Below are 12,192 nucleotides of genomic sequence, written 5' to 3'. Positions count from 1 at the left end.
ATTGGCTTTAGTTTAGAGTATAAAATTAATTCATTTATTGTAGCACTTTTGACTACTTCTCTAACTAAAGCCTATTAATTACATGGATACTTTTTGTGAGGAACGAGCAAAAAGATTGGAACGTAAAGCGCGACCCTCTTCAGGGGAACGCCCAAAAACCCTAAAATATTTTAGTTTTTCAAATAGTTTGATATTTAGTTGGGCGCTTTTACACGCTGTCCATTGTATCTTTAATTGGCTTTAAGGTGTCAATTAAAGATGCCATTCCCATCGTTAGCGCAAGACCTAGCATGTGTGTATTGCTTGAAGATACTTTTTGCTCGTTCCTCGAAAAAAAGATTGGAACGTAAAGCGCGACCCTCTTCAGGGGAACGCCCAAATTATTAAACAACTCTTTAGATTATTTGACATCGAGCATATTAATCATTCTGATACTCTTATCTTCAATTGAAACCACCCAAGCCCGCTTTTTCATATATTGAAATGCCGTAAAAATTAGTCGTAAAAATTCCAACTTACACCAAATTTAAGCATCGAGTCTTGCATTGGATATTGGTTTACAGTATAATAGCCTGCGAGCGGAAAGCCTTGATTGGCGTAAGTGTATTTTATAAAAATATTGGTTCGTTTTAGATTGGCTTTTGCAAAGACATCTACCACAGGAGTGGTTTTAAAAACATTATTTTCTCCCACATAATACTGACCAGTAGCGGGCGAATACGAATAGTTGGCGTAGGCTGTATTGTAACGAACGTCAAACCCGACATTGGTTTTTAAAACTTTGAATACGGTTTTATCCAAATAAAAACTATTGTAAGTATAGAATTCTGGCGTTCTTAATATATTGTTCTGATCCGTTTTCTGGTAGACCAAGAAATTCTCTAACACAAAACTGCCGAAACGCCATTTTTTACTCACTTCAACCTTGATTAAGCTGATGTCTGCCCCAGCCTGTTTCGGGAGAATGGCATTGGATTGGTTTTCTGCATCCTGCGCAAAGTAAAGATAATTGCTGGTTAGGAAATAGCTTGCACCTGCGCTGAAGGCAAGTTTATCATTTACATATTTAAAAGATGCATTGGCAACTTTGGTGTTTTTAAAATTATTGTACCCCCATTTGTAGTGGTTTCCGTGATAATAGTTGAACAACCGCGCGGGCGATTGGTTTTGGGCATATGCGCCCAATTCTAAATGTCCAACCGATTTACTAAGCAAAATCTTGCTCTTGGCTTCATATAAGAAATCGCCCGTGTTTTCTCCTTGCAAAATTTGCTGGACATTTAGGTTCAAATCGATATTGTCGCTAAATCTATAGCCGGCTGCACCTAAAAGTGTTATGTTTTGATAAGTCATCTCACTTCTTTCGTAGGTACTTTTGGCGTCTTTAAAACCAGCATATTCTTGCTTGTAGAAATCGTGCCTGATGCCTGCGTCGATTTTTAACTCATTTTTTACAACCGATTTATTTTTGCCTCGTAAAAAAAAGCTATACATAAATTCGTTACCTACGTGTTGCACATGGGTACTATCTTTTGTAAAGGTGGAGCTGGCAATTCCTGTGGGCAACACATTATATGGATCGTCTTCATTTTTACTAAAACTATAACTGTCGTTGTTATAATTAAGTGTATAAGCAATCTTATTGGTTGGTAAAGCGGCATTGTCTTCATCTGCAGCAGAATCTATCCGACCAACATAATAGGTCTGCTTTAAAAAAACCGTGTTTTTTCGATAAAGATTTTGCGCGGTACTCAGCTTAATCTGCTCGGCATCTCTTGAGATTTTACTGTAACCGGGATCAAAGATACCTGTTTGTACCAAAGAGCCGTTTTCATAAGCACGCATGGTGTTAAAAATTACCGCGGCCCACAAATTATATCTTTTACTCGGAGACCTGTACCAAGAAAATAAGTCGATATTTAAATTGTCGCCCCGTTGCTTCGCATAAATCCCTTGATTATCGGCCCTATTAAAGTTGAAACCGATGTTTAAGTTTTTGTTGATGTTTTGGCTATGGGTTCCTTTAAAAACCTGCTCTTTCTGCCCGGAAGTTACAAAATAGAGGTTTGTAAACTGCGTTCTTGCCTCGTAAAACTTAAGGTCTTCGGGCGTAACTGCATAATAGTCCAAGGCGTGAAAGCCAATGTCGTAACCAATTCTTTTACTTGGTTCGTATAATAAAGGTGCGGCGGCTAAACCCAAATTACCATTGCTTATAGTTGGATGTTCGGGCTGTAACAGCGGACTAAAATTTTGGACGTTGACTAAAGAAGTATCAAGGGGCAGCAAAATTACACTGTCTTTAGTGAGCGACAGCTTTGTGTAACGAATGTATTTCGCTGTGAAGATTACAGAATCCTTGCCGTTGTCTAATTTTTTTCTGAGAGAATCTTGGGCTGTTTTGTCGTTGATGGAGGTTTTTAAATCTTGCGCAAACGCGTTGCCAACAGCAGTACATAAGAGCAAAAACAGGCAAAATTTAAAAATATGGTGCATATTAAAGGATCGCAATTAAGCCGGTTAAAATTTCGGTCATTTTTGGTTCTGCCTTGGCTGCTGTCTCTAAAATATCAGTCAGGCTAAAGGGTTGTAGGTCTTCTGCAAAACCCTCATCTGTAAGAACGGATAGCGCAAAAACCGGAATTCCTGCATGGTTTGCCACTACCACTTCTGGCACAGTACTCATGCCCACAGCGTCGGCACCTATCAAACGTAAATATTTATATTCTGCTTTGGTTTCTAAATTTGGTCCGGTAACGGCAACGTAAACACCTTGGTGGCAGATAACATCTACATTCTTGGCTACATTAAGTGCTTTTTCGATGATGCTGCGCTTGTAAGGCTCACTCATATCTGGAAACCTAGGACCAAGTTCGCTTTCATTTAATCCGCGTAAAGGATTGTCTGGCTGCAGATTGATGTGGTCTGAAATAATCATTAGATCACCTTTTCTATATGTTGGATTTAAAGCTCCTGCGGCATTAGACACGAACAAGTTTTGTATTCCCAAACCTTTTAATACCCTAATTGGAAAGGTAATCTGTTGCATGCTGTAGCCCTCGTAATAATGCAAACGACCTTGCATTGCCACGATGTTTTTACCATTTAATTTTCCGAAAATTAACTTTCCGCTATGAAACTCAAGTGTAGAAATCGGGAAATTTGGGATGTTGGCATACATTAATTGGTATTCTACCTGAATGCTATTTACCAAATCCCCCAAACCTGTACCTAAAATAATACCCACTTCGGGTTTAAAATTTTCAGTCTTTATTTTTATGTATTCAACGGTTTCTTGTATGGCTCTTAACATATGCTAAAATAGTTTCATCAAATATACCTTTATCTGTCGCAAGCAAATCTATTTCTATCGGTATATAATATGCGGGTAAATTTACCAGTAAATTTTTAAATGCAATTGTCTTTAAACGCTGACAATCTTTTTCTGTTGTGACAATTAACTTTTTTCCAGCGGCTATCTTCATGAAATCTGCGATCAGCTTTTCTATTTCATTTTGCTTGAAAGTATGATGGTCTGGGTATTGATGGAGGTGTAGTTTGGCGCCTTTTCGAGTTAATTCGGCAATTAGAGGGCTTGGATTTGCGATTCCCGTTAATAGAAATACATCGGCAGTTGCTATAAAATCTAATTGATGGATTTCTTCACCATAAATAGAGATAAGCGGTCCATACTTCAAAAAAGAATGAACGATCGCTTGCTTGTTGCCCCCCTGAAGCATGGTTAAATCTTTTTGCTTTTCGAGCGTAGAGAAGGAAATTGGGGTTTTGCTTACCATAAGTAAATCGGCTCTCTTTCGCGCAGCGAAAACATCTCTTAAATCGCCGGCAGGCAACATAAATTGGGGCATCCTCAACTTGGTAAATTCGAATAACAGAATGTTTAAACCAGCCTGGAGGCGTCGATGCTGAAATGCATCGTCTAAAATAATTACGTCATGATTTGGAATCAGTTCCTCTACGCCTTTTACCCTATCCTCACAAACCGCTACAGTTATGCCTTTAAATTTGTGATGATATTGTAACGGCTCGTCTCCAATGGTTTCTGCAGTGGACGTGTCATTTGCAACCATAAAGCCTTTGGTTTTTCTCCCATAACCACGACTTAATGTTGCGATTTTGTAACCTTTTAGCAAACTGATTAAATATTCTGTGGTAGGCGTTTTTCCAGAACCGCCAACGGCCAAATTTCCCACACAGATGATCGGGAAATCGAAAGACTCGCTTTTTAACAGCTTCCAATCGTAACATTTATTTCTTGCAAAAATAACAAGCCAATAAACCAAAGAAAATGGCATCAATAAAATCCGAAGTTTATTTAAAAAAAGCATTTTCTTAACCGTTCAAATAATAAGTACAGATCCACACAATTTGGTAAATAAGGAAAATAACTACCAAAGCAGCTTGCACGGTTTTATTCCCAGTTTTCATTCCGAGGACACAGAGCGCGATATGGAATACGCCCCGAACGAGGTATGGTACTTCGATGCGATACATATAATTTGCGCCTTTAATGTAGGTATCGAAAAAATCGAAGACAAAAAGCGCAGCCAAAAAAGCGAAAAACCATGTCTTTCGATAAAAAAAATAATTCTTATAATCTGTATAGTCGCTCGTATCTTCCGGAAACAACATCACCGCTAAAATATAATAAATGATGGTATAGGTGATTATAAATAAGTATTTGAAAAAATTCCAGTCGGCAACCTCAGCCAAGTGAATTTCAAACCACCAAAAATAAACTGTTGCCAAAAACATGTAAAAACCCCAAAGCAATTGCACCCAATAGGGTTTTATTTTTGTAGGATGTTCTATAATTTTTATAGCACCTTTCAGGGAATGAGTGATGCTCAATCCAAGAATAATTCCTATAACTGTTTTTATGTGCGCAAAATTCTCCATAAATAGCCGAAGTTGATCGTATGGCTAATGTTTTAATTTCTAATTTTGGTTAAAATTAAACAATATGGAGCAAAATCTTGTTATCAACGCTTAAAGCGCTTTCAAATATGTCTGTCGATTATACTGTTTTGATAGTTGGGGGCGGCCTTGCCGGTTTAACCGCTGCACTCCATCTTAACAAATTAGGTATTGGCGTTGCCGTTATAGAAAAAGAATCCTATCCCAACCACAAAGTATGTGGCGAATACATTTCTAATGAGGTTTTGCCTTATTTAAAATGGCTAGACCTAGACATCTCTGTGCTGAATCCTACGGATATAAATAAATTTCAGATAAGCACCCAAAAGGGAAAAACTGCGAATTGTAGTTTACCTCAAGGTGGCTTTGGCATTAGTAGGTTCACACTGGACCATTTTCTTTATCAGCAGCTAACGCAGCGAGGAGTTTCTGTAGTAAAAGACACCGTTGAAGAAGTTACTTTTAGTGAAGATCACTTTACGGTCGCCTTAGTTGGAAGTAACTTAATTACAGCAACACATGTGTTGGGTGCCTTTGGGAAACGGGCCAACTTAGATGTAAAAACCCAACGTGCTTTTACCAAGCAAAAGGCGCCATTTTTGGCCGTTAAAGCACATTATAATGGGGAGTTTGACGATCATCTGGTAGCGCTACATAATTTTGAAGGGGGCTATTGTGGCGTTTCCAAAGTAGAACAAAACGTGATCAATATTTGTTACCTTGCCAACTACAAAAGCTTCAAAAAATTCAAGAATATTCACGCTTACCAAGATCAGGTTCTTAAGAAAAATCCGCATTTAAAGGCAATTTTAGATAAAAGCAGCATCGTTTTTGAGGAGCCGATCAGCATAGGCCAGATTTCGTTTAGTGACAAGAGGAATGTAGAAAACCATATGTTGATGATTGGCGACACTGCGGGTCTCATTCATCCGCTCTGCGGTAACGGAATGGCAATGGCAATTCATAGTGCAAAAATTGCGAGTGAATTCATTGGTGCGTTTACAGCTGGTAAAATTAAATCTCGGCAAGCATTAGAAGACCTTTATAGTAAAAAATGGAATCAAATTTTCGGACTGAGAATCAAACTTGGCCGTTTTATTTCAAAGATTTTAGATAACCCCGTTGCAGCAAGTTTAGCGTTATCTAGCTTGGCCCATTTTCCTTTTTTATTGAAACAAATTATTAAGCATACCCACGGTAAACCGATTCCAATCTATGGCGATAAACACTAAAACTAGAAGTAAAGACGACGAGATTATGGACGATTTTTCTTTGGAAGGAGAAGAATTGAGGGATGCGCTAGATAAAATTGCGAGTATAAATCAGTTGTTAGGTGGAAATAAGGTAACGTTAGCTGGTGTTAAAAAACTCATTGGAAATAGAGTTAAAGGAACCATTAAAATAATAGATGTAGGTTGTGGAAATGGAGACATGTTGCGTGCGCTAGCCCGTTATGCTAATAAAAATAACTTAAAGTTCGAGCTTGTGGGGATTGATGCCAATCCTTTTACCATTGCCCACGCCGAAGCGCTTTCCAAAGAATTTGATTCCATCAGCTATGCGTGTAAAGATATTTTTAAGCATTTAGAAAACCCGATCAGTTGCGATATCGTACTTTTAACTTTAACATTGCACCACTTTATCGATGAAGATATTGTTAACCTGTTAAGCCATTATAAAGGAACTGCCAAAATGGGTTTAGTTGTAAATGATTTGCAACGTAGCGCTACTGCTTATAGGTTATTTACTGCACTTTGCTACGTATTTAAGCTAAATAGCATGTCTAAACAAGATGGATTGACCTCCATTTTAAGAGGTTTCAAACGCGACGATTTACAGAGATACTCGACAATACTTAAATTAAAAAATTTTACCATAAACTGGAAGTGGGCATTTCGTTACCAATGGATCATAAACACAGCACAAGTATGAAGCGCACAGATGGCGTAAAAATTAAGGCAGTAGCCAAAGCCCTTCCGGAATTTAGCCGCGAAACTGCAGACATTTTGCCTTTCTTGGATGTTTGGTTAGATGGTCAGGAAGATCGATTCAAACGCAAAGTAAAGAAGATATTTGAAAATGCCGCCGTAGATAAAAGATTTTCCTTTATGGATCCTATAATGGTGTTTAGCGATTTATCCTTCGAAGAAAGGAACGACATTTACATTCGTGAGGGCATAAAGCTCGGTTCTGCTTGCTTGTCTGAGGCATTGAAAAAAGCCGACTGGCAACCTGCCGACATCGATTTTTTGATTACCGTAAGTTGTACTGGAATTATGATCCCATCTTTGGACGCGTATTTGATCAATAGCTTGAAATTGAGGCAAGATGTGGTCAGACTTCCTGTTACAGAAATGGGTTGTGCTGCCGGGGTTTCGGGCATTATTTACGCCAAAAATTTTTTAAAAGCCAACCCTGGTAAAAGAGCTGCGGTAATCGCAGTAGAATCGCCAACAGCCACTTTTCAACTTGATGATTTTTCGATGGCCAATATTGTGAGCGCCGCTATTTTTGGTGATGGCGCGGCTTGCGTGTTGTTGAGTTCGAACAGTGATGATGAGGGGCCCGAAATTTTAGCTGAAGAGATGTATCATTTTTACGATGCAGAACAGATGATGGGTTTCAAGATGACCAATGCGGGTTTGAAGATGGTGTTAGATGTCGCTGTTCCAGAAACCATCGAAGCGCATTTTCCAGCGATTATTCATCCATTTCTCGCCAAGAATAGCTTAAGCATTAAAGACATAGACCACCTAATTTTTCATCCCGGAGGCAAAAAGATAGTGCAAATGGTAGAAGGACTGTTTGGCGAGCTTGGAAAAAACATAAACGATACCAAGGAAGTGTTAAGGTTATTTGGCAACATGAGCAGCGCAACTGTGTTGTATGTATTAGAACGGTTTATGGATAGAAAACCTGCTAAAGGCGAAAAAGGTTTGATGTTGAGCTTTGGCCCTGGCTTTTCTGCACAGCGGGTTTTATTGCAATGGTGATATGACTATCAATGAAATTTTAGAAAAACTTCCTTATTCAGTGCCTTTTTTATTCGTAGACTCGCTGCATTCGGTTAATGAAGATGGCGTTGTTGGTTGCTATACCTACTTAGCAGAAGCCGATTTTTATAAAGGTCATTTTAAAAATAATCCTGTCACACCTGCCGTTATTTTGACTGAGACCATGGCACAAATTGGACTTGTTTGCCTTGGTGTTTTCTTATTGGGTGAGCAGAGTGATGCTAATTTGTCTATAGCGATGACAAATACATCCATTGATTTTTTGAAACCGGTTTTTCCCGAGGAGACAGTAACTGTTATCAGCGAAAAAATCTATTTTAGATTTAGAAAGCTCAAATGCAGGGTACGGATGGAAAACGTAAGTGGCGAAGTGGTGTGTAGGGGCGAGATTGCCGGAATGATTTTGTAACATTAGATGGAAAGGAGAGTCGTTATAACAGGTTTGGGGGTTGTTTCGCCAAACGGTAACACATTGGCAGCATTTAATCATGCCCTTAAACATGGCATTTCAGGAATCCGTCATCAGCCAGATCTAGCGGCACTCGGTTTTTCTTGTCAGATTGCAGGAAAACCAGTACTCTCCGAAGAACGAATAGCTCGATATTTTAATGCATTAGAACGAAGAAATTTAGACGCAACAGGAATTATTTATGGGGTAGTTGCTGCGTTGGATGCCTGGGCACATGCAGGCTTAACCTTTGCAGAAAAGGAGGAGCCCTTTTGGGACAGCGGAATCTCTTTCGGAACGGGCACTTCCGGCATCGATAAGTTTAGGTGGGCGATGAATAAAATTGATGCGCTCGAGGTTAGAAAAATTGGCAGTTCTGTTGTTGGTCAGGTGATGAACGGGGCTGTAAGCGCATTTATTGCGGGGAAAATTGGTTTGGGCAACCAAATTTTAACCAATTCTTCTGCTTGCGCAACCGGTACGGAAAGTGTTATTATGGCTTATGAAAGAATTAAACTGGGTACTGCAAACAGAATTTTAGCTGGAAGCACGAGCGATAGCGGCCCATACATTTGGGGAGGCTTTGACGCCATGAAGATTTGTCCTTATCAATTCAATGAAAATCCTGAGCAGGCAAGTAGGCCGTTTAGTGCTACTGCCAAAGGTTTTATTCCAAGCGCAGGCGCTGGTGCATTGGTTTTAGAAGATCTGGACACTGCATTGGCTAGAGGTGCAAAAATATATGGGGAAATTTTAGGCGGGCATATAAATTCCGGCGGACAGCGTGGGCTGGGAAGCATGACGGCTCCAAATCCGACAGCCGTAAAGCGGTGCATTACAAAAGCACTGGAAAGTGCTCAAATAACTCCCAAAGACGTAGAAGTGATCAATGGGCATTTAACCGCTACCTCGAAGGACGGATTGGAGGTGCTGAACTGGAAGCAAGCTTTAGAAAGAGATAGAGAGAATTTTCCATTTATTAACTCTATAAAAGGAATGATTGGACACTGCATTAGTGGCGCCGGAAGTATTGAATGTGTGGCCTCCGTGCTACAACTTTATGAAGGATTTATTTTTCCAAATATCAATTGCGAAGATTTACATCCAGAGATTATCGATTTAATTGACACAGAAAAGATTCCTCAACGACTGTTGAGGAAAGATTTTTCTATATTAGCCAAGGCGAGTTTTGGATTTGGCGATGTAAATGCCTGTTTAATCTTAAAAAAATACCCAAATGAATAGAATAGAGTTGTTAGAAGCGCTTAAAGAAATTGTAACACCCTACGCAGAAGATAAGGCTGCAGTACAACACATAGATGAAAACACAGATTTCTTGACCGATTTAAAAATCAATTCTGCCAATTTAGTGGATGTCATTTTAGACATTGAGGAGAAATTTGGAATTGAAATCGACAATGATTCTATGTCCAAAATGCTTAACGTAAAGGCTACCGAAGAAATTATAGAAAAGAAGCTTGCTGAGAAGGATGCTGGGTAATGACATTGTCGATTTAGCATTGGCAAATGTTCAAAGCAATTGGAGGAGGAAGGGTTTTTTAGCTAAAATTTTCAACCAAGAAGAACAGCGACAAATTTTTAGCGCAGCACAACCAGATGAATATGTATGGAAATTATGGAGCTTAAAAGAAGCAGCCTATAAAATTTACAACAGACAAACGGGCATCAGAACTTTCGAACCGGGCCTCATTTTTTGTCTCCTTGCGGAAGTAGGCTCCGCCTCAGGTCGGGTAAGAATTAATAACGAAGTCTACTTTACAAAAACCACTAGTACATTAAACTACATTCATAGCACCGCTGCTTTGAATGAGCAAGATCTGCGGAATACTAAAACTAATATTTATTGCGGGGGCGCAAAAAGCTTCGACTATCACGCTTTAAATCCCAAGAGTATCAGCCACCACGGCAACTATTTGGCCTTGGTAGATTTTTGCTGAAAATGCTTCCAACTTGCAGTTTTTGAGAAACTTATTTCGTCATTATTCTGTCGATTGAATTCCTTGGCTGTGCGCGAGCCATCCTGAAATCAGTATGCAGACAAGATATATGTAGATAATTATTTGGCCAACAGCCGCGCTGTAGCATTACTTCGCGATCGCTGCGGCCCTGTGGGCAAATTTTTGCCGACCTCTTTCCTGTACTAAAATTTAATTTCCATCCCTGTTTTAAAACTGACTAGGGGTGGAAATTATGCCGTCAAAAAAAAAATCCTTAAATCTTAAAAATCCTGATTCAGACAAAAAGTTAAAGCTACTGAAACCAGATAACCTCTCAATGCTTATTTATATAAAGGAAAACGTGCGGCAAGTTTCAAAACCTCTTGTTTAACGCTTTCAATTTCTTGCTCATTGGTTGGATCTGAAATTACCCTGTCTATTAATGAAACGATTTCGTCCATTTCGGTTTCTTTAAACCCTCTTGTGGTAATGGCTGCTGTTCCGATTCTTATTCCCGAAGTTACAAAAGGAGATTTGTCGTCAAAAGGCACCATATTTTTATTTACGGTAATGTCGGCCATTTCCAATGCTTTTTCGGCAACCTTGCCTGTTACGTTTTTGCTTCTCAAGTCGATGAGCATCAAATGATTGTCTGTGCCACCAGAAATAATTTTATAGCCACGATTTACAAATGCTTTCGCCATGGCCTGGGCATTTACGGCAACTTGCTTAATATAAATTCCATATTCATCTGTCAAGGCTTCGCCAAAAGCAATGGCTTTTGCAGCAATAATGTGTTCTAAGGGGCCACCTTGAGTTCCCGGAAACACGCCCATGTCCAGCAAATGGCTCATCATCCTCACTTCGCCTTTTGGCGTTTTGAGCCCCCAAGGGTTCTCAAAATCTTTACCCATCATAATCATTCCACCACGTGGACCACGTAAGGTTTTGTGGGTAGTTGTCGTTACAATGTGGCAATACGGCAATGGATTTGCCAACAAACCCTTTGCAATTAAACCTGCAGGATGCGAGATATCTGCCAATACCAAAGCACCTATTTTATCTGCCACCTCACGTATAAATTTGTAATCCCATTCTCTAGAATAAGCAGAGGCACCACAGATAATCAGTTTTGGTTTTTCAGCCAAAGCAACTTCTTCTAGCTTTTTATAGTCGATTAATCCTGTTTCCTTTACCACACCGTAAAAAAATGGCTCATATAATTTTCCAGAAAAATTTACAGGAGAGCCATGCGTTAAGTGACCTCCATGAGAAAGATCGAAACCGAGAATTTTATCTCCAGCTTCAAGAATGGCCAACATCACTGCAGAATTTGCCTGTGCACCAGAATGCGGCTGCACATTTACCCATTCCGCTCCAAACAACTCTTTTGCCCTGTCAATGGCGATTTGCTCTACGTCATCTACCACTTGGCAACCCCCATAATAGCGTTTTCCGGGTAAACCTTCGGCGTATTTATTGGTTAAACAAGATCCAGCAGCTTCCATAACCTGCTTACTCACAAAGTTTTCCGATGCAATAAGCTCCAAACCATGTTCTTGGCGGTTTAATTCTTTGTCAATCAGGTCGAAGATTTTGGTATCACGTTTCATGTAGATGGGTATTTTTTGTGCAAAAGTAATCAATTAATCTTTGGATTTAAAAAATTAGATCGACGAGTTGAGTCGCAAAATTTGCGGTTAGCGATTGCAGAGGAAATCCTTTTTGTGAGGAACGAACAAAAAGATTGGAACGTAAAGCGCGACCCTCTTCAGGGGAACGCCCAAATTATTAAAAAACTCTTTAAGATTTAATTTAGATCGATAATGTTGAG

12 protein-coding genes are annotated in these 12,192 nt (G+C 39.4%); 7 read left to right on the top strand and 5 right to left on the bottom strand.

What is annotated here, in order from left to right:
• Positions 1 to 495: 495 nt before the first annotated feature.
• From ACVWYG_RS19005 to ACVWYG_RS18990, 4 genes are read right to left on the bottom strand one after another with little or no spacing between them, the layout of a single operon-like run.
• A complete protein-coding gene (locus tag ACVWYG_RS19005; protein ID WP_457272611.1) occupies positions 496 to 2,496 on the bottom strand; it encodes a putative porin in 2,001 nt (666 codons plus the stop codon).
• Between the two features lies 1 nt (position 2,497).
• Positions 2,498 to 3,313, bottom strand: a complete 816-nt coding sequence (locus ACVWYG_RS19000; protein ID WP_457272609.1) for a purine-nucleoside phosphorylase — start codon at positions 3,311 to 3,313, stop codon at positions 2,498 to 2,500.
• On the bottom strand, positions 3,285 to 4,349 hold the full coding sequence (gene lpxK, locus ACVWYG_RS18995) for a tetraacyldisaccharide 4'-kinase (protein ID WP_457272607.1): 1,065 nt from the start codon (positions 4,347 to 4,349) through the stop codon (positions 3,285 to 3,287). The genes ACVWYG_RS19000 and lpxK overlap by 29 nt, the downstream gene beginning before the upstream one ends.
• A gap of 4 nt (positions 4,350 to 4,353) precedes the next feature.
• Positions 4,354 to 4,920 carry a hypothetical protein gene (locus tag ACVWYG_RS18990; RefSeq protein WP_457272605.1) on the bottom strand — a complete coding sequence of 189 codons (567 nt, stop codon included), beginning with the start codon at positions 4,918 to 4,920 and terminating at the stop codon, positions 4,354 to 4,356.
• 107 nt (positions 4,921 to 5,027) lie between these two features.
• Between ACVWYG_RS18990 and ACVWYG_RS18985 the strand changes: the two genes are divergently transcribed.
• Genes ACVWYG_RS18985 through ACVWYG_RS18955 form a run of 7 tightly spaced genes read left to right on the top strand, consistent with a single transcriptional unit; the run spans position 5,028 to position 10,358 of the window.
• The gene (locus ACVWYG_RS18985) at positions 5,028 to 6,170 is read left to right on the top strand and encodes an NAD(P)/FAD-dependent oxidoreductase (protein ID WP_457272603.1); all 1,143 of its coding nucleotides are present in this window, start codon (positions 5,028 to 5,030) and stop codon (positions 6,168 to 6,170) included.
• Entirely contained in the window at positions 6,154 to 6,870 is a 717-nt protein-coding gene (locus ACVWYG_RS18980; RefSeq protein WP_457272601.1) for a methyltransferase domain-containing protein, read from the top strand. The genes ACVWYG_RS18985 and ACVWYG_RS18980 overlap by 17 nt, the downstream gene beginning before the upstream one ends.
• Positions 6,867 to 7,931, top strand: a complete 1,065-nt coding sequence (locus ACVWYG_RS18975) for a type III polyketide synthase (RefSeq protein WP_457272600.1) — start codon at positions 6,867 to 6,869, stop codon at positions 7,929 to 7,931. Before ACVWYG_RS18980 ends, ACVWYG_RS18975 begins: the two co-directional genes overlap by 4 nt.
• Before the next feature lies 1 nt (position 7,932).
• Positions 7,933 to 8,361, top strand: coding sequence for a 3-hydroxyacyl-ACP dehydratase FabZ family protein (locus ACVWYG_RS18970; protein ID WP_457272598.1), 429 nt, complete (start codon positions 7,933 to 7,935; stop codon positions 8,359 to 8,361).
• A 6-nt stretch (positions 8,362 to 8,367) separates the two neighbouring features.
• On the top strand, positions 8,368 to 9,645 hold the full coding sequence (locus ACVWYG_RS18965) for a beta-ketoacyl-[acyl-carrier-protein] synthase family protein (RefSeq protein WP_457272596.1): 1,278 nt from the start codon (positions 8,368 to 8,370) through the stop codon (positions 9,643 to 9,645).
• On the top strand, positions 9,638 to 9,901 hold the full coding sequence (locus ACVWYG_RS18960) for an acyl carrier protein (RefSeq protein ID WP_457272594.1): 264 nt from the start codon (positions 9,638 to 9,640) through the stop codon (positions 9,899 to 9,901). Before ACVWYG_RS18965 ends, ACVWYG_RS18960 begins: the two co-directional genes overlap by 8 nt.
• A complete protein-coding gene (locus ACVWYG_RS18955; RefSeq protein ID WP_457272592.1) occupies positions 9,879 to 10,358 on the top strand; it encodes a 4'-phosphopantetheinyl transferase family protein in 480 nt (159 codons plus the stop codon). Before ACVWYG_RS18960 ends, ACVWYG_RS18955 begins: the two co-directional genes overlap by 23 nt.
• Before the next feature lie 341 nt (positions 10,359 to 10,699).
• Here ACVWYG_RS18955 and glyA read toward each other — a convergent pair whose 3' ends face one another.
• Positions 10,700 to 11,971, bottom strand: coding sequence for a serine hydroxymethyltransferase (gene glyA, locus ACVWYG_RS18950; RefSeq protein WP_457272590.1), 1,272 nt, complete (start codon positions 11,969 to 11,971; stop codon positions 10,700 to 10,702).
• Between the last annotated feature and the right edge of the window lie 221 nt (positions 11,972 to 12,192).

The organism is Pedobacter sp. UYEF25 (assembly GCF_054061655.1).
Note: the sequence above shows the minus strand (reverse complement) of the source record. Positions and strands in the feature narration are given on the sequence as shown.

Coding starts and splice junctions, on each gene's coding strand:
- ACVWYG_RS19005 (WP_457272611.1), bottom strand. CDS start 2,496: ATGCACCATATTTTTAAATTTTGCCTGTTTTTGCTCTTATGTACTGCT.
- ACVWYG_RS19000 (WP_457272609.1), bottom strand. CDS start 3,313: ATGTTAAGAGCCATACAAGAAACCGTTGAATACATAAAAATAAAGACT.
- lpxK (WP_457272607.1), bottom strand. CDS start 4,349: ATGCTTTTTTTAAATAAACTTCGGATTTTATTGATGCCATTTTCTTTG.
- ACVWYG_RS18990 (WP_457272605.1), bottom strand. CDS start 4,920: ATGGAGAATTTTGCGCACATAAAAACAGTTATAGGAATTATTCTTGGA.
- ACVWYG_RS18985 (WP_457272603.1), top strand. CDS start 5,028: ATGTCTGTCGATTATACTGTTTTGATAGTTGGGGGCGGCCTTGCCGGT.
- ACVWYG_RS18980 (WP_457272601.1), top strand. CDS start 6,154: ATGGCGATAAACACTAAAACTAGAAGTAAAGACGACGAGATTATGGAC.
- ACVWYG_RS18975 (WP_457272600.1), top strand. CDS start 6,867: ATGAAGCGCACAGATGGCGTAAAAATTAAGGCAGTAGCCAAAGCCCTT.
- ACVWYG_RS18970 (WP_457272598.1), top strand. CDS start 7,933: ATGACTATCAATGAAATTTTAGAAAAACTTCCTTATTCAGTGCCTTTT.
- ACVWYG_RS18965 (WP_457272596.1), top strand. CDS start 8,368: ATGGAAAGGAGAGTCGTTATAACAGGTTTGGGGGTTGTTTCGCCAAAC.
- ACVWYG_RS18960 (WP_457272594.1), top strand. CDS start 9,638: ATGAATAGAATAGAGTTGTTAGAAGCGCTTAAAGAAATTGTAACACCC.
- glyA (WP_457272590.1), bottom strand. CDS start 11,971: ATGAAACGTGATACCAAAATCTTCGACCTGATTGACAAAGAATTAAAC.